Origin of the sequence: Litorihabitans aurantiacus (assembly GCF_030161595.1) — a bacterium.
Taxonomy (GTDB): Bacteria; Actinomycetota; Actinomycetes; order Actinomycetales; family Beutenbergiaceae; genus Litorihabitans; species Litorihabitans aurantiacus.
In genome coordinates, this window is record NZ_BSUM01000001.1 from 405,399 (window position 1) to 422,838 (window position 17,440).

Annotated in this window: 15 protein-coding genes; 8 read left to right on the forward strand and 7 right to left on the reverse strand. The window is 71.1% G+C overall.

Translation table 11 applies throughout. The features are described 5' to 3' along the window. Positions 1-81 precede the first annotated feature (81 nt). The 8 genes from QQK22_RS01945 (at position 82) to QQK22_RS01975 (ending at position 8,192) form a co-directional block, all read left to right on the forward strand. On the forward strand, positions 82-855 hold the full coding sequence (locus tag QQK22_RS01945; RefSeq protein ID WP_284249032.1) for a hypothetical protein: 774 nt from the start codon (positions 82-84) through the stop codon (positions 853-855). A gap of 217 nt (positions 856-1,072) precedes the next feature. Beyond that, positions 1,073-1,984: an ABC transporter substrate-binding protein gene (locus QQK22_RS19120; RefSeq protein ID WP_431310119.1), complete on the forward strand. Its 912-nt coding sequence runs from the start codon at positions 1,073-1,075 to the stop codon at positions 1,982-1,984. Beyond that, positions 1,984-2,694, forward strand: a complete 711-nt coding sequence (locus QQK22_RS19125) for an ABC transporter substrate-binding protein (RefSeq protein ID WP_431310177.1) — start codon at positions 1,984-1,986, stop codon at positions 2,692-2,694. The genes QQK22_RS19120 and QQK22_RS19125 overlap by 1 nt, the downstream gene beginning before the upstream one ends. A gap of 119 nt (positions 2,695-2,813) precedes the next feature. Then, a complete protein-coding gene (locus QQK22_RS01955) occupies positions 2,814-4,304 on the forward strand; it encodes an ABC transporter substrate-binding protein (RefSeq protein WP_284252485.1) in 1,491 nt (496 codons plus the stop codon). Next, the gene (locus tag QQK22_RS01960) at positions 4,301-5,149 is read left to right on the forward strand and encodes a tetratricopeptide repeat protein (protein ID WP_284249033.1); all 849 of its coding nucleotides are present in this window, start codon (positions 4,301-4,303) and stop codon (positions 5,147-5,149) included. The genes QQK22_RS01955 and QQK22_RS01960 overlap by 4 nt, the downstream gene beginning before the upstream one ends. Before the next feature lie 243 nt (positions 5,150-5,392). Further along, complete coding sequence (locus QQK22_RS01965) at positions 5,393-6,367, forward strand: D-2-hydroxyacid dehydrogenase (RefSeq protein ID WP_284249034.1); 975 nt, start codon at positions 5,393-5,395, stop codon at positions 6,365-6,367. 113 nt (positions 6,368-6,480) lie between these two features. Continuing rightward, the gene (locus QQK22_RS01970) at positions 6,481-6,915 is read left to right on the forward strand and encodes a MarR family winged helix-turn-helix transcriptional regulator (protein ID WP_284249035.1); all 435 of its coding nucleotides are present in this window, start codon (positions 6,481-6,483) and stop codon (positions 6,913-6,915) included. Further along, positions 6,912-8,192 carry an MFS transporter gene (locus tag QQK22_RS01975; protein WP_284249036.1) on the forward strand — a complete coding sequence of 427 codons (1,281 nt, stop codon included), beginning with the start codon at positions 6,912-6,914 and terminating at the stop codon, positions 8,190-8,192. The genes QQK22_RS01970 and QQK22_RS01975 overlap by 4 nt, the downstream gene beginning before the upstream one ends. 284 nt (positions 8,193-8,476) lie before the next feature. Here QQK22_RS01975 and QQK22_RS01980 read toward each other — a convergent pair whose 3' ends face one another. From QQK22_RS01980 to QQK22_RS02010, 7 genes are all read right to left on the reverse strand, one after another. After that, positions 8,477-8,788, reverse strand: a complete 312-nt coding sequence (locus tag QQK22_RS01980; protein ID WP_284249037.1) for a helix-turn-helix domain-containing protein — start codon at positions 8,786-8,788, stop codon at positions 8,477-8,479. Positions 8,789-8,909: 121 nt separating this feature from the next. Then, positions 8,910-9,674 carry a hypothetical protein gene (locus tag QQK22_RS01985; RefSeq protein WP_284249038.1) on the reverse strand — a complete coding sequence of 255 codons (765 nt, stop codon included), beginning with the start codon at positions 9,672-9,674 and terminating at the stop codon, positions 8,910-8,912. An 84-nt stretch (positions 9,675-9,758) separates the two neighbouring features. Continuing rightward, positions 9,759-9,980, reverse strand: coding sequence for a hypothetical protein (locus tag QQK22_RS01990; RefSeq protein ID WP_284249039.1), 222 nt, complete (start codon positions 9,978-9,980; stop codon positions 9,759-9,761). A 130-nt stretch (positions 9,981-10,110) separates the two neighbouring features. After that, positions 10,111-11,358 (reverse strand): HipA domain-containing protein, encoded by a 1,248-nt coding sequence (locus QQK22_RS01995; protein ID WP_284249040.1) that lies wholly within the window; start codon positions 11,356-11,358, stop codon positions 10,111-10,113. Then, positions 11,355-11,651, reverse strand: a complete 297-nt coding sequence (locus QQK22_RS02000) for an XRE family transcriptional regulator (RefSeq protein ID WP_348525444.1) — start codon at positions 11,649-11,651, stop codon at positions 11,355-11,357. The genes QQK22_RS01995 and QQK22_RS02000 overlap by 4 nt, the downstream gene beginning before the upstream one ends. A 127-nt stretch (positions 11,652-11,778) precedes the next feature. After that, positions 11,779-15,897, reverse strand: coding sequence for a TIM barrel protein (locus QQK22_RS02005; RefSeq protein WP_284249042.1), 4,119 nt, complete (start codon positions 15,895-15,897; stop codon positions 11,779-11,781). Next, positions 15,894-17,123, reverse strand: coding sequence for a PQQ-dependent sugar dehydrogenase (locus QQK22_RS02010; protein WP_284252487.1), 1,230 nt, complete (start codon positions 17,121-17,123; stop codon positions 15,894-15,896). The genes QQK22_RS02005 and QQK22_RS02010 overlap by 4 nt, the downstream gene beginning before the upstream one ends. Positions 17,124-17,440: the final 317 nt, after the last annotated feature.

The following is a 17,440-nucleotide window of genomic DNA, read 5'->3' on the forward strand; positions in this document are numbered from 1 at the left end:
GGACGAATGTGATCAGCAGGACGAAAAGGACGCGAGGTGACAGTGGTGGAACGCCGGCACAGATACGTTCTTGCTGCGAGGATGTTGGGCTATCTCGAGGCGCACCGCGACGCCGTCGACATTCTTGACGACGCGCTCGCCGAATTCCCCGGGGACGGGTTGCTGCTCGGTCTGCGCGGTGTGAAACGGCTCATCGCCCGTGATCACGACGGCGCGAGGGCAGACCTCGAGGCCGCCGCGGTCAGCGGAGGGGCCACCGAGCCCGAGGTCTATCGCGAGGAGGTCACCCGCGAGGTCGTCAACGACCTCCTGGGTCGCAGTGCCGACACGCCGTTGCGGGGCGGCAACGACGTGCGGATCACCACCGGCGTCTCCACGTGGCACCACCTCGGTGTGGCTCGGTACGTGGGCAGGGACTTCGGGGCTGCCGCCGCTGCCTTCCGGCGTGCGCGCGAGGAGTCGACCGAGTCGGGCGCCGCGATGGCGGCGCTGGACTGGGAGTACCTCGCGTTGACACGCGAAGGGCGGGAATCCGCGGCTTCTGCGGTGCTGGCCGAGCTCGACGGCGTCGACCTGTCCCGGCGTGCTGCGTGGTCCGGCATGGTCGCCCGCCTGGCGTCCTGCTACGAGCAGCGCCTGCGCATGTACCGCGGGGAGCTGGGGCCCGAGGCGCTGCTCCGCAACGACACGGCCGACCCCCTGGCCATCGCCACCCTCGGCTACGGGGTCGCCTCCCACTACCGTGTCGCCGGATACGACGGGGCGTCCCGCCGGGCGCTCGAGCGCGTGGTCCGCCTCGGGGACTCCATCAGCAGCGCCTACATCGCGGCCGAGGTCGATCTCGACGAGCTCTGATCCCTTCGACCCTCCAGCCCCGCGCCGCCGCGGGGCTCGAGGTGTTTCCCGATAATGGCCGCAAGAATATCCGAAGTTCGTAGCGAGAGCGCGTTCGTGTAACCACGTCGTTAAAGGCGGCTTCTCGACTTGACGGAATGCTTTGACCCGCCCAGGATCAATTCTGTCAGCTGGTCTCGGAATTCGGTGAAGGGTGTGGAGCATGCGGTTGAGAACGGTGAGGAAGGCCGCGTTCGCGGCCGCGGTGGCCCTGGTCGCCGTGGCCGGCTGCTCCCAGGGTGGCGCGCCCCCGTCGGGGGAGGGGACGGCGACCGCCACGGACGGTGGGACGGGCGGCACCACCGAGACGGTCGGCGCCGAGGTACGCCTCGAGGACGACGAGACGGGCGAGCCCGTCGACGGTGGAACGCTGCGCATGCTCCTGCGGCTTGATGCGGACAAGCTGGATCCGCACGTCGCCACGGACACGACCGGGGTGATCGTCGGTGCACTCGTCTACGAGGGCCTCGTGGAGAACGTCCGCGGCGAGATCGTCCCGGCCCTGGCGCAGGAGTGGGAGATGTCCGACGACGGGACGACCTACACCTTCACGCTCCGGGAGGGGGCGACCTTCCACGGCGGCCGCACCGTGACCTCCGAGGACGTCGCCTACTCCCTCGCCCGCGTGGCCGATCCAGAGACGCTCTCGCCGTCCGGCAGCAGCTACGCCGTCATCGAGTCGGTCGACACCCCCGACGAGTCCACGGTGGTCCTGAACCTGTCACGCCCCCACGCGCCCATGCTCGCGCAGCTCGCCTCGCTCTCCGCCTCGGTCGTGGACCGGGAGGTCGTCGAGGCCGGCGGTCTCGGCGTCCCCGACGGCGGCACCGGTCCGTTCGTGCTAGCCGAGCACAACGTCGGCCGCAACATCGTGCTGACGGCCAACGCCGACTACTGGAACCCGGAGCTCCCGCACGTCGACGGGATCGACATGACGTGGAACCCCGACGACAACGCACGCGCCGCGGCGATCCGCAGCGGTGACGTCGACGTGCTGTTCCGGCCGGCGCCCGAGTTCATCGACAGCCTCAAGTCCGACTCCGCGGTCAAGTGGTACGGCGGGTCCGGGTCGCTCCCCTCCAGCTCGTGATGAACACGACCAAGCCCCCGTTCGACGACGTGCTCGTCCGTCAGGCCGTCTTCCACGCCCTCGACCGCCAGGAGCTGCTGGACGTCGCCTACTCGGGGCAGGGACGTCCACTGAACGGCGGGTACCTGCCCGACGACCGCTTCGGAGCCTTGACCGAGCCCGTCTACGGCGAGCCCGATCTCGACACGGCGCGCGACCTGCTGGCGGAGGCCGGCTACCCCGACGGCTTCGAGACCACCATCACCGTGATCGCGACCTCGGCCTTCCAGGTGCGCCAGGCCGAGGTCGAGCAGGAGCAGCTGCGTGCGATCGGTATCGAAGCGACCATCGTCCCGGTCGAGTCCGCGGTCTCCACCCAGATCGTGGCCGACGGCGACTTCGAGCTCTACCAGGGTGGGTTCGGCATGAGGTCCGACCCCGACGAGCGCTTCACGGCCGGCTTCACCACCGACGGCGGACTGAACTATGGCGGGTGGAGCGACGCGGAGTTCGACCAGCTCATCGAGGACGCGCGTGGAGAGACCGACGCCGAGGCCCGCGCCGAGCTCTATCAGGAGGCCGAGATGATCCTCGCCACGCGCGGCCCCTCCGCCTTCACGTTCCTCACCGCCGACTACGACGTCGTCGGGGCCGACGTCATGGGGTACCGCGGCGACCAGACGCCCAACTTCAACATCTACAAGTACCTCTGGCTGGAGCCCGCCTCGTGAGGTTCGGGTGGCGGCACGGGCGCTCCGTCCGAGCCGCCACCCCGGCCCTCCGCTCACCGAGCAATCGCATCGACCACCGACCCACGAACCGACCGACGGAGGTGACGACCGTGCAGGACATGATGCGCTTCGCGGCGACCCTCCCGCTCGATCGGGCTGACCCGACCCTCAGCTGGAACGAGCTCACCTCGGCGATCCACGCCCGCCCCTACGGCGTCGACCACCGCGGTCGGGTGCAGCCCGACCTCGTCGGCACCCACCACGTCAGCCCGGACGGGCTGACCCACACCATGACCGCACGGCCGGGGGCCACCTGGCACGACGGGGCGCCCGTCGTCGCCGCCGACCTCGCCGCCTCGCTCACGCTCGCGGCCGAGCCGAGCACGCGCGGCACGCTGCCCGGCCGTGTCGACGGCGTGGCAGGCGTCGAGCTCCGGGGGAGCGAGGTGCGTCTGCAGCTGGGGTCCCCGCAGCCTCGACTGACGCACCTGCTGGCCCGCGTCGCCGTCGTCCCGCGGCACCTGGTGGACGACAAGGAGGTCCGCGACGGCGCGATGCAGGACCTGCTCGTCGGCGCCGGGCCCTACCGGGTCGAGGAGAGCTCGCAGGGGCGACGCCTGCTGCGCCGCCACGAGGGCCACCACGGCCCGCGCGCCCGCTGCACGAGGGTCGAGATGGTTCACGTGGCCGACGACGGGGAGCGTGCGCGCGCCGTCCTCGCCGGCGCGGTCGACCTCGCCCAGGTCAAGCCCCAGCACGTGCACCTGCTCGCCGGCGCGCGCGACGTCGACGTCGCCCGCATCCCCACCAGGGTCTGGCGCGCCCTGGCCTTCACGCTCGCGCGACCGCTCGTGCGTGAGGCCGGTGTGCGCCGGGCGCTCGCCGCCATGATCGACCGGGACACCCTCGTGGCGGAGGCGCTCCACGGGATCGGCCGACCACAGCCGTGGCCGACCACCCCGGGTCACTGGTCCACCCCGCCCGCTCCTCCTCCAGGTGTCGGCCCACCCACGGCCGATCTGGAGCGGGCGGGGTGGGTCAGGGTCGCCGGGCGCTGGCACACCGGCGGTGCAGAGGTGCGGTTGCGGCTCGCGTGCCTGGAGACCGAGGCGGTCCGAATCGCCCTGACCGAGAGCATCCGCCGGCAGTGGGAGCGGCACGGCATCGGCGTCGATGTGGTCGCGATCGGCTGGCAGGAGTACCACCGCATGGATCGCCACGGGGTGGAGGAATGGCCCTTCGACGGGATCGTGGTGGGCTGGAGCGCGGGTACTGATCCGCTCGCCGGCCTGATCAGTCGTTTCGCGACCGACGGCTCCTACAACCGCCAGGGCTTCAGCGATCCGGAGCTCGACGCTGCGCTCGCCACCGCGAGCGCGGCCGAGGACGACGCCGCGGCACTGCCGCACCTCCACCTCGCGATGCAGCGCGCGCACGAGGCGGCCGTGATGGTGCCGCTCGTCAATCCTGACTACCTCTTCGCCTCGCGCCGGGGGTACGCGCTGCCACCCGGGACCGAGGTCGACAGCTTCTACGAACTGACCCAGCACCTCCCCGACGTCGGCCCGGCCGACCCGGGGGCGACACGTCCAGGAAGGGACACCACGTGACCGAACCGACAAGCATCGACCGGGCCGTCATCGCCGCACGGCTCCAGGGGTACCTCGGGCAGCCCGCAGCCGCCGTCGACATCCTGAGCGAGGCGCTGGCCGAGAACCCGGGCGAGATCCATCTCCTGCGCTACCGCGGGCACCGGCGCATCACGCTGCGCGACTTCGACGGCGCTATCGACGACCTGCGCGAGGCGGCAGCTCAGATCCCGGACGTCCCGGACGAGCTCGAGCTCTACCAGAACCGCGTGGCGCCGGACGCCGTCAACCTCGTCCTCGGCCGGTCGCTCGCCCTCCCGCACTTCCCGCGGGTCGAGGACGTCGAGGACGCAGCGGCAGCCGACTACATGACGAGCCTGCACGCCGCGATCTGGTACCACCTCGGCGTCGCCGAGTACGTCTCGGGCGACCTCGCCGCCGCCGCCGGGACGTTCGCGCGCTCGTTCGACGCCTCGCTGCACTACGAGGGCAAGGTCGCGAGCCTGGACTGGCAGTACATGGCGCTGCGTCGACTCGGGCGCGACGGCGAGGCGGCCGCGCTGCTCGACACCTTCGCCTCGGTCCAGCACGAGTGGGACGCCGCGGGGGAGGGGTACGACCAGCGCATGCGCCTGTACGCCGGCACGCTCGAGGCCGACGCGTTGCGTAGCGAGATCACTGGCAGCGCGATCCTCACCGCGACGCTCGGATACGGCCTCGGCAACTGGTACCTCTACAGCGGCGACGTCGAGGCGGCCGACGCCGTCTTCCAGGACGTGCTCGCGACCGGCGCCGACGCCGCCTTCGCCTACATCGCCGTCGAGTCCGAGATCGCCGGTCGCGGCGACCTCGGCATCCCCGCCTGAAATCGATCGAGAGGAACGTCATGGCCATCGTCCGCGTTGAGATGAGTCCCCGTCCGCAGGAAGCCCGTGAGGAGATCATCGCCGAGCTGACCGACGTCCTGGTCCGCCACGGCTCCCCCGGGAGAACACCCACGTGCTCCTCTACGAGGTGTCGCACGACGTGTGGGCCAAGGGAGGTCTCACCTACACGGCCCGCGCCGAGCGCGCTGCGGCCGAAGCCGCCGCGCAACCCGCGACCACCTCGTGAGCGGCGGGCCCGTCGTCCTCATCAGCGAGAACCTCGCCTCGGAGATGCCGGACCTGCTCACGCGGTACCCCGAGGCGCGCTTCGTGCACGTGCCGCTGCACGGCGAGGAGATGAGGCCGGAGTACCTCGAGGCGGAGGTGCTGTTCCGCAGCGCGATGTCCGACGAGCTGTTCGACGCGATCCTCGAGGGGGCCGAGAACCTGCGCTGGGTGCAGATCTCGGCTGCCGGGTTCGACTGGATGGGTGGTCCGAAGCTCGAGCGGCGCGTCGCAGAGGGGTTGCAGATCACGCGTTCGCGAACGTCCTACAGCGACGGCATCGCCGAGTACGTGATCACCGCGATCATGATGGCGGCGCGAGGCGTGGGCGAGCTGATGGCTGCGCAGGAGCGCCGTGAGTGGATCCGGTCCACCGGCCGGGAGATCGCCGCGTCCCGCGTGCTCGTGCTGGGGACCGGCGCGATCGGATCGGCCGTCGCCTGGCGCGCCGCCGCGCTCGGCGCGTCGGTCGTCGGCGTGAGTCGGAGCGGCTCGGTCGCGGAGCACTTCGAACGCGTGGTGACGACGGCGCAGCTCGACACCGAGCTGGCCGACGCCGACTACGTCGTGCTCGCCATGCCGCTGACGCCCGAGACCCAGGGGCTCCTCGGAGCGGAGCGGTTCGCGCTGATGCCGGATCACGCCGTGGTGGTGAACGTCGGTCGCGGTGCCCTGGTGGACGAGGCTGCCATGCAGGACGCGCTGAACGCCGGCACCATCGCCGGCGCGGTGGTCGACGCTTTCGTCGAGGAGCCCCTGCCGCCGGAGAGCCCGTGGTGGACGACCGCGAACACGATCGTCACCCCGCACTCCTCGTTCCGCACCACCGGGATGATGTCTCGACTGTGCGCCGACTTCTGCGAGAACTTCGACCTCTACCTCGACGACCAGCCGCTCGTCGGGACGAAGAAGGAGCCCGCGCTCGGGTACTGACCGCAGGTGAGACCGGACGACCCCGGGTGGCCCCGCCACCCGGGGTCGTCGTGTGCCGGAGGCCACCCGCCCACCCATTTACTTAGCCTAAGTAACCATCTAGACTGAGTGCCGTGCCCACCACCACCCCCGACCACCTCGACGAGGTGGCCTCGCAGCTGCGCCGCGCCGTCCTGATGACGTCCCGGCGCCTGCGCGCCGAGCGCGGGGGAGACGTGACCCTCGCGCAGTACTCCGTGCTCGCCCGGCTGCTCGAGGCGGGCTCCGCCACGCCGTCGGACCTCGCGGCCCTCGAGCACGTGGCCGCGCCGTCGATGACGCGCACGGTCCGCTGCCTCGAGGAGGCCGGGTTCGTCACCCGGGCCAGCCATCCCGACGACGGCCGCGCCGTGCTCGTGACCCTCACCGAGGCCGGGCACGAGGTCATCGCCGAGACCCGTCGCCGCCGCACCGCCTGGCTCGCGCAGCGCCTCGACGACCTCACCCCCGACGAGCTGGCCACGCTCGCCGCCGCCGCCGACGTCCTCAGGAGGATCTCGACCCAGTGAGCACCACGTTCGCCTCGCTCCGCCACCCCGCCTACCGGATCTGGTTCGCCGGTGCCCTCGTCGCCAACATCGGCACCTGGATGCAGCGCGTCGCCCAGGACTGGGTGGTGCTGACCGAGCTGTCAGACCACTCCGGCGTCGCCGTCGGCGTCGTCACCGCGCTGCAGTTCCTCCCGGCCCTGCTCATCTCCCCGTACGCGGGGCTGCTGGCGGACCGGCTGCCGCGCCGCGCGATGCTCATGGCCACGCAGGGCGCGATGGGTGTGCTCGCGGCGGCGCTCGGCGTCATGATCCTCACCGACGTGGTCGAGCTCTGGCACGTGTACGTGTTCGCCCTCCTGCTCGGCGTCGCCTCCGCGATGGACGCGCCCGTGCGCCAGACGTTCGTGGCCGAGCTCGTGCCGGCCGACGGGCTGCCCAACGCCGTCGGGCTCAACTCCGCCTCGTTCAACGCGGCGCGCCTCATCGGCCCGGCGGTGGCCGGCTTCGCGATCGCCGCGATCGGCGCCGGCTGGGTGTTCGTCGCCAACGCGATCACCTTCGCGTTCACGATCGGCGCGCTCCTGCTCATCCGCGACCGCGACCGATACCCCCTCGCGCACGCGCCCCGCGGCAAGGGCCAGCTGCGGGAGGGTGTGGACTACGTGCGCCGGCGCACCGACATCGTGCTCATCCTCGTGGTGCTCGGCGTGGTCGGCGCGCTCGGCCTGAACTTCCAGCTCACCTCCGCCGTCATGGCCACTACGATCTTCGACAAGGGTTCGGGGGAGTACGGGCTGCTCGGCTCGATCCTCGCGATCGGGTCGCTCGCCGGATCGCTCCTGGCCGCGCGCCGGACCCGGCCCCGCGTGCGGCTGGTGCTGCTCGCCGCGCTGGGCTTCGGCGTCGCCAGCGGGTTGATGGCCATGGCGCCCACCTACGAGCTCTACGCGCTCGCCGCGATCCCCACCGGCTTCTGCACCCTCACGATGCTCACCGCCGCCAACGCCTACGTGCAGATGTCGACGGCGCCGGAGATGCGCGGCCGCGTGATGAGCCTGTACCTCATGGTCTTCCTCGGCACGACGCCGCTCGGCTCACCCCTGGTCGGCTGGGTCGCCGAGGCGTGGGGCGCGCGCTGGTCGGTGGGCATCGGCTCGATCGCCTCGATCCTCATCGCCCTCGCGGCGATGTGGTGGGCGCGGAAGGCGTGGCACGTGGAGCTGCGCTACGTGCGCGGGCCGCGCCGTCGGGTGATGGTGCTGAGCGACGCCGACCGGGTGGCCGAGGCGGCCTGACGCTTCGTACCCGGCGCCTCGGCGTCGGCGAGGTTGATGAGCCGCAGCTCACCGCGGCGGACGCGCGTCACACCCACACGCGCCAACCGGGGTTCCACCGTTTCGCGATGGTTCGTGCCCTTCATTCGTGTCCTACCGACCTGACGCGACCGATGGCGGGTGGGCACCGCGGGCGCCGCGTACGGGGTGCGGGGTGCGGGGTGCGGGTGCGGATCGTGAGGACGCGAACGAAGGACACGAACTATCTCGAAAGTGTTGGTGGCAGCAGACGCCGCGCCGTCGGGTCAGGGGTGGTGCACCGGTCGGGGACGTGCCAGCTCCTCGAGCCGGCGCCAGATCACGGCGGAGGGGGTCGTGGTGCCGGTCTCGTAGGTGGACAGGCGCGATCGCGAGGTCCCGAGATGCCGGGCGACGGCCGACCGGGTGAGGCCGGTGCTCCGCACGAGGCGCGCGAAGTCCTGCCCGAGCCGTTCCTTGTCCGTCAGACGGGCACGCTCGAGCGTTCGCCGCAGGGTCGCGGTGACACCCGGACTCTCCGCGACCGTCAGCGCCTCGTCGAGATCTCGAGCGACCTCACCGTGGGGATCGAGCTCCACCGCACGCGTGATGCGACGCCACTCGGCCAGGCCTCCGCGATCGATGGCGGTGGCGATCCCCTCGACCCCCACTCCTCGATCGGCGCCGAGGAGTCGATGCCCAGGTTGCGGAAGGCGACCATCAGCGACCCCCTCCCTCTGTACGCATGGCCTCGGCGACGTCTGCCAGGACGGCGACGACGTGGTCCCACGACTGCAGCCGTGGTGTCAGACGCTTGTACCCCGCGAGTCTGGTCGTGGTGCGGGAGTCCTTCGGAGCGGGCGCCGCGAGCTGACGCAGCACCTGATCGGCCACCGGGGTACCCGTGTGAGCCGGGTCGGTGTAGTAGCGGTCGATCTCGGACAGCACGTGCGCCGCGTGCGAGGTCCCGTACCGCTCCGCGAGGCCCGCCACGTCGAGGTGGTCGCGGGTCTGGTTGCGCGTGGTGATCAGGAAGCCTTTGATCCGCAACGTCTCGTCGGCCGTGGGTGCGCGCACCGTCCGACCGCTCGGGAGGGCCACCTCGACGACCTCCAGCGGGACCGTCCGGCGCAGCTGACGGACACCCGCCTCGATGTCGCCGAGCTGACCCAGCAGGATCTTGCGCGGCACGGCACGGTTGAGCACCCAGTCGGGCTCGCGCTCGAGCGCCTCCAGGACGAGGTCGAAGCGATCACGCAGGTCGGCCAGCACGTGGTCGTGGTCGAAGGAGTCGCGGTGCCGTGCATAGAGCGCAGCGGCCGACCCTCCGACGAGCACGGCGTCCGGGACCCGACCCTGCAGTACGGCGGCCGACTCCAGGACGGCCAGGAGGACGGGGGACACGCCGTCGACCACGTCCCCGACGCGGACCTGCTCGGGCCTGTCGTCTCCGCTCGGGGGAGGCTGGGTGTGTTCTCCGATCATCACAGCACGTTATCAGATGTGATAACACACAGTCGTGCTCCGCCTCGCCGATGGAGCGACGCTGCGGCCGGCGCGAGGCGCTCCTCAGCGTACGGCGAGGAACACGACGACGCCAACGATCACCAGGCAGACGACCGCCAGAGAGACGACGTGCAGGCGCGACGGCTTGCGGTCCACGTCCTCGATGCGCGGCGGGAGGCGGAAGCTCGGCGAGACGCCGCCGGTGCCATTGCTCCCGGGACCGAGGCTGCTCAGCAGCTCGGGGGAGCGGTCGGGGACGTCGCGCTTCTCGGACGGTTCGGTCATGGCGGCCTCACTTCGTCGTAGGGCGGTGCTGGTCCCCGCAACCGGGGGTGGCAGCGACGCTACGGGGCGGGTGGAGCGTCGGCGCCGAGCCGGGTGAGGTGTCCGACGGGCGAGCGCGGGGCGGGGGCGGCTACGTACCTCGTCCAACGAGTCGTGGCGCCAACCGCGCCATGACGTCCCGCACCCCGCCGTCCCAGTCGTCGATCTCTCCGGCAGCCTTCTCGAACGCCGCCGTCGCGCCGTCGCGCAGGGACTCCGCCCGCTGCGCGAGGCGGTCGCCGTCGACCGCGACGGTGTCCCCGAGCCGTCGCCACGAGTCGCCGTCGACCTCGTCCAGGTCGTAGGTGCCGGACACGCTCATCGATCCGAGGCGCGGGTGACCCGGTCTGCGGGCGTACGCGAGCCCGGTCGCGACGTCGTACAGCGGTGCCAGGCTGACGTCGCCGCCGTCCAGGACGACCGAGAAGTTGCGCGCGTGCGCATCGGGGGCCGCGATCACGACGTTGTAGATCACCCCGTCCAGGAAGGCCGCGACGCTCGCCTCCGCCTGCCGCGCCGTGGCTGCCGCCGCGCGGAGGAGGCCGACGACGGCGAGGACACCCGGTCCGCCGAGGCTCTCGTACTTCTCCTCGACCCCGAGCGCCTGGCACAGGTCCTCCTGGTGCACGCGCCGGATCTCGCCGTCGTGCGCCACCCGGTCGAAGCGCTCCACGACGATCGCCCGCTCCGACCCGAAGTCGAGGTACCCGGTGCTCGCGGCGGCCAGGCCGAGCAGCGACGCGGCTCGCATGCTGAGGTGCTCGAGCAGCGCCTGGTGCCTCGCCGTCCGGACGCCCGGTTTGACGATGTGCGTACTCGGCAGACTGCCGCGCGGGTAGAACCAGCGACCCTCGCTCGACCGGAGCGTGAACTTCTGCTGGGTTCCACCCAGCGACCAGTGGTCCTCAGCCATCGTCCAGGACGCCTCGTCGCTCAGTCGCATCTGCGCGAGCCGGTGCTCGACGTCGCGCGCGGGTTCCAGACTTCCGTCGCGCTGACGAACGCTCTCGATCGCGTCGGCGGGGGTGAGCTGGACGGCGCCCGCGCAGTCCAGACCTATGGCGGCCAGCAGGCTGAGCGGGTCGTGCGGATCGGCGCCGTGCTGCCTCGCGACGGCGGCAAGCGCCTGGCCGTTCTCCGGCAGCAGGCCCCACAGGTACCTGCTGACGACGGCGCCGGTGAACCTGCCGACCTCGGGCGGCAGCGACAGGGACAGCGGCGTCGTGCCGGAACGCGCGGCATCCGCCAGGTACGTGAGTCGGAGCTCACCGCGGCGGACGCGCTCGACGTCGGCGACGTGCTCACCGTGCAGCAGCACTGCCAGGGCCCGGGCGCTCATGGTTCGACCTGCCCCGCGTCCTCGATGGTGAGGGTGGCGTCGAGCGCATCAAGGACCTGCATCAGCCGCCCGACCTCGAGACGGTCGTTCTCGCCCCGCTCCGCCGTGATCAGCCACTGGCGCGAGACTCGCGCCCGCGCGGCCAGGTCCGCCTGCGTCAGGCCACGAGATCTGCGCAGCGCGATGAGGCTGCGCCCCAGCCGCATCGGGGAGCGCGCGTTGTACCGGTGGGCTTCGGTCGCCATGAAGTCAGCGTACGCCGACATCAGTCCCATGTCTGCGTACGTCGACATCGGCCCTGTGTCAGCGTACGCAGACCTCGGCTGCGACGGGCTCACCCCCGGTCGGGGACAGAGACGGCGCCGCCCCCGCCGGTCCGAGGACCCGCGGGGGCGGCGCTTGGTGCTGGTGGTGCCGGCGTCAGATGTCGGTGTCACTGCCGACGTTGCTGAAGCCCGCGTCGTCGTAGCGGTGCAGGAACGCCGCCATCGCGTCACGGTTGATCGGGTTCACGGGGCGGTAGATCGCCGTCCCGTCGTTCCCGATCCAGCCGGTCGTGATGCCCTCCGAGGCCAGCCAGGTGATCTCCGTGTAGAACTGCGTGGCCGGGGTGATGTCCGTGAAGGGCGAGGTGCTCGGAGCGGTGAACTCCGGGCTGTCGGCCATCCGGTACAGGAACGCGGCCATCGCGTCACGGTTGATCGGCTCCAGCGGGCGGAAGGAGAACGTCCCGTCGCCGTTGGCCCATCCGGTCGAGATCCCCTCGGCGTGCAGCCAGGCGATCTCCTTGTAGAACTGGTTGTCCGTGCTCACGTCCGTGAACGGCGACGTGGTCGGCGCCGTGAACGCGGGGGAGTTGGACTGGCGGTAGAGGAACGCCGCCATGGCGTCACGCGCGATGGGCTGCAGCGGGCGGTACTCGCGTCCGTCAGCCGTCTCCCAACCGGTCGAGATGCCGTTCTCGAACAGCCACTGGATGTCCTCGAAGAAGAGCATCCCCTCCGGCACGTCCAGGAAGTCTCCCGCGGCGTCGAACGTGAACGTCCAGCTGGACGTCGCACCCTCGGCGAGCACGAAGCCCTTCGTGGCACGCGCCGTGACGGTGACCTCGCCGGTGCCGGGGTAGGTCCCGGCGCGGACGACGGCGTCGCCCACGAGGTACTCCACGCCGCCCGAGCTCGGGACGGTGTAGGTGTCACCCGTCGTCCCGGCCACGTCGGTGGCCGTGACGGCGGCGGGGGTCACCGGGTAGGCGACCGGCGTCGGGTTGGCCGCGCCGGCCTCGAGACCCGTGAGGTACTCGAAGCCCTCCCGCGCGAACTCCTCGTTCGCGGGCGAGCCGTCGTACTCCATCACGTACAGGTCGACGTCCTGCTCCACCGCCTCGGCCAGGATCTCCTGGAGCGGCACGTCACCCTCGCCGAGGTTGACGAACGTCGGACGCGGCTGGGTCACCAGACCCGTGGCGTCCTTGATGTGCAGCAGGTCGATCCGGTCGCCGTGCTCCGCGAGGAGCTCGACGACGTCCACACCCGCGTGCGCGGCCCACGCGACGTCCACCTCGAACGTCACGAGCTCGGGGTCGGTCTCGGCCACGAGGATCTCCCAGGCCGACGTCATCTCGCCCTCGTACTCGTACATCGTGGTGAACTCGCCGGCGTGGTTGTGACCGAAGAACTTCCCGGTCCCGTTCGCCACGGACAGCGCACCCAGGCGGTCCATCGTGTCCGCCGTCGCCAGCGTGTTCTCCAGCGAGGTGATGCCGGGGGCCGCGAAGCCGCCCGAACCCACGTACCGCTGACCCAGCGTCTTCACGTACGCCAGCGTCTCGGCGAACGTGCCCTCGGCCACGTTGTAGTGCGACGACGGCACGTTCAGCCCGTACGTGTCGGTCAGGGCCCGGAAGTCCTGCGCCGAGAAGCCACGCACGGTCCCGCCGAAGGGCTCGATGTTCTCGAACCCGATCGTCGAGAGGCGGTCCATGACCGGCACGAGACCGTCCTGGTTGACCCAGTTCGTCAGCGCGAACATCTGCATCGAGACCTGCTCGGCAGGGATCTCGACCATCTCCGGCTCGGGCTCGCCGTCGGTGAACGTGAACGTCCAGGTCGACGTCGAACCCTCGGCGAGCACGAAGCCCTTGGTCGCCCGGCCCGTGACGGTGACCGTCCCGGTGCCGGGGTAGGTGCCGGCGCGGACGACGGCGTCGTTCACCAGGTACTCCACGCCGCCCGAGGCCGGGACGGTGTAGGTGTCGGCGGCCGTGCCCGGCTCGTCGGTGAACGTGACCGCCGCGGCGGTCACCGGGTAGGCGACCGGCGTCGGGTTCGCCTCGCCGGCCTCGAGACCGGTGAGGTACTCGAAGCCCTCCCGCGCGAACTCCTCGTTCGCCGGCGAGCCGTCGTACTCCATCACGTAGAGGTCGACGCCCACCTCCTGCGCCTTGGCGAGGATGGCCTGGAGCGGGACGTCGCCCTCACCCAGGTTCACGAACGTCGGGCGCGGGTTGGTCGGGGTGATCCCGAGGTTGGTCGCGTCCTTGACGTGGATCAGGTCGATCCGGTCGCCGTACTCCTCCAGGAGGGCCACGACGTCGACCCCGGCGTGCGCGGCCCAGGCCACGTCGACCTGGAACGTCACGAGCTCCGGGTCGGTGTTGCGCACCAGGATCTCCCAGGCCGACAGGGCCTCGTCGGCGTGGTCGCCGGCCGGGTAGATCGTGGTGAACTCCGTCGCGTGGTTGTGACCGAAGAACTTCCCGGTCCCGTTCGCCACGGACAGCGCGCCGAGACGGTTCATCGTCTCGGCGGTCGCGAGCGTGTTCTCCAGGCTGGAGATGCCGGGCGATGCGAAGCCGCCCGAGCCCACGTAGCGCTGACCGAGCGTCTTCACGTACGCGAGCGTGTCCGCGAAGGTCGCCTCGTTCACGTTGTAGTGCGACGACGGCACGTTCAGCCCGTAGGTGTCGGTGAGGGCCCGGAAGTCCTGCGCCGAGAAGCCGCGCATCGTGTTGCCGAAGGGTTCGATGTTCTCGAACCCGATGGTGGACAGGCGGTCCATGACCGGCAAGAGTCCGTCCTGGTTCACCCAGTTCGACAGCGCGAACATCTGGATCGAGACCTGCTCGGCCGGGATCTCGACGGGGTCGACCGGCTCGGGCTCCACCGGCGGGAGGGCGGTCACGCCGGCCCCGTCGACGGTCCACGAGTCCAGCTGGAGACCCGCCGATCCGGTCACGACGAGCGCGCCGGTACCGGTCGGGAAGGCGATCGCCTCGCCGTCGACGCCCGTGAGGGCGACGTCGGACCAGCCGGCGGCGGAGTCGACGGTCGCCGTCGCGAACGGGGCGGCGTCGGCCGTACCCCAGCGCAGCTCGACCGTGCCCGTGCCCTGGGCGCGGGCCGTGACGCCGTCGATGTTGACGAAGTTCACCGTGTCGTAGGTGAGCTGACCGCCCTCACCGAAGACGACCTTCTGGAAGGCCTGCGCGCCGCTGTCGGCCACGCGCTCCGCACCCGCGAGGGAGTTGGAGTGCTCGGCCTGCTGGTCGCGCGTGTTGACGATCGAGGAGACCTCGCTCGTCGCGGCGGCGGCGTTGGGGGAGCCGGCGTCCGTGTAGCGGGCGACGATGACGCCGTACAGCTTTTCGGTCTCACCGTGCTCGACGGCGTCGGCCGGGGTGGTGAGGCCGCCCTCGCAGGAGCGCGAGATGCTCTGCAGCGGGTGGGCGTGGCTGTCGTGGCCCAGACCGAAGGTCCAGTTGAGCCGGTTGCAGGCGATCACGTCGCCGTCCTCGGCGTCCGTGGCGGAGAACTTGTAGGGCAGCACGTCGCCCCACGTGAAGAAACCGCCGTCGGCCGGGTACTCCCGGGTCAGGACCGGTGCCTCGTTGCCGACCGTGACCACGATGCTCGTGACCCCGGTCTTGCCCTCGGGGTCCGTGACCCGGAGGCTGACGGTGTACCGGCCGGTCGCCGCGAACGTGTGCTGCGCGGTGGCGGTGGTGGCGTCGGTCTGGGTGTCGCCGTCGAAGTCCCACGCGTAGGTCAGCTCGCCGCCCTCGGGGTCGGAGGAACCCGTCCCGTCGAACGTGATGGTCGCCGGAGCGGTGGCCGAGGAGGTCGGGTCCGCCGTCGCGAGGGCGATGGGAGCCTTGTTGCCCGGCGCGTACTCGATGCGGTAGAGGCCCGCCTCGGGGTTCTGGCGGAAGAAGCCCTTGCCGTAGTCGAGCACGTACATCGCGCCGTCGGGGCCGATCTCCATGTCGATCGGGCCGGACCAGCGGGGCTGGCGGGCCGTCTCGAGCGCCTCGTTGGGCATGAAGTTCTCGAGCTTCTCCACGGGGCCGTCCCAGTTGCTGCCCTCGGGGGTGCCGAGGCCCTCCATGCTGATCGCGGCGACGTAGTCCTGGCTGTACTCGTAGAAGAACGCCTTGCCGTCCCAGTACTCGGGGAGCTGGCCGGGGTTCTCGATCGTCTCGTCGTAGTGGAAGATCGGTCCGCCCATCGGGCCCTGGCCGCCGCTCGGGGAGAAGGTCACGAGCTCGTCGAAGGGCTGGTCGCCGGGGTTGTCGCCGTAGTAGAGCTGCGGCGCGGTGGCCGGGGGAGCGTCTCGAGACCGGTGTTCCAGCGCGAGTCGTTGATCGCACCCGCCTCGCAGTCGAAGAACGCACCGCCCGTCGCCGTCGCGAAGTCCCAGTTGTTGTAGTTCGCGTTCGGACCGTGGCAGTAGGGCCAGCCGCCGAACAGCGACTCCGTGGTGGACTGCCACTCGACGTAGCCCATCGGGCCGCGCTCGGCGCTCGCGACGCCGGAGTCCGGCCCGTAGTCGCCCCAGGTCACGGCGCCCGACTCGGGGTCGACCGCCATGCGGAAGGGGTTGCGCAGACCGGTGGCGAAGATCTCGGGCCGGGTGTTCTCGGTCCCGGGCTCCCAGAGGTTGCCCTCGGGGATCGTGTAGGTGCCGTCCTCGGCGACCGTGATGCGCAGGATCGATCCGCGCAGGTCGTTGCTGTTGCCGGCGCTGCGGCGCGCGTCGAGGCCGGGGTTCATGCCGGGGGCGTCGTTGTTCGGCGCGAAGCCGTTCGCGCCGGGGGTGCTGGCCGGGGTGTTGTCACCGGTGGAGACCAGGACGTTGCCGTCGAGGTCGAAGTCGATGTCGCCGCCGACGTGGCAGCACTGCCCGCGCTCGACGCCGACCTTGAGGATGACCTGCTCGCTCGCCATGTCGAGCGTGCGCGCCTCGAAGTCCCACTTCACGCGCGTGAGCTGGTTGTAGCCCTTCCACTGGTCCCAGTAGGTGGCCTCGTCCTCACCCGCGGGCAGGGTCGTGGGGGCCGAGCCCTGGGGCGTCGAGGTCGGGTAGCCCTCCTCGTCCATCACGGCGGGCGCGTAGTAGAGGTAGACCCACCCGTTGTCCTCGAAGTCGGGGTCGAGCGCGAGGTTCTGCAGCCCGTCCTCCGAGTTCGCGTAGACGGGGACCCGCGCGACCACGTTCACGACGCCCGTCTCGGGGTCGGTGTGACGGATGCTCCCGTCGCGGGCGGTGGTCAGGACCGTCAGGTCGGGCATGACCTTCAGCCCGATCGGCTCGCCGACGTTCTTGGTCAGCGTGACGCGGTCGTAGTTGGCCCAGTCCAGGGCCTCCTCGTCGGCCACGACGGCGCCGGGCGCCTCGTGGTCGTGCCCCGGGTGTGCCAGGGCGGCCGAGGGCGGCAGCAGCAGCGCTGCCGCCGTGACAGCGAGCACGCCGGCCCGCAGTCTCATTCTCTTCACGGTGCACTTCTTTCGTCGTCGAACGATGTGCGGAATGCCGGTGCCGGCATCCGGTGGAGCCGTGCGTTCCTCCTCGTGGGCGAAGGGCGGCCGAGGCCGCGAGGGTGGGCGGGGGAGAGAGCTGGGGCGAGGGAGCCTGACCGGACTCCCTCGCCCCAGGTCACTCGATCGACCGACGACCGCGCGCGTGTGCGGGCGCGGCCGCTCCGGGGCGGAAACGAGGGTGATCCTGCTGAGCCGGCGGCGGTGCCGGCGGGTCGTCGATGACCATGCGCTGAAGTTAGGGCGTCGTTTAGTCGGCTGTCAAC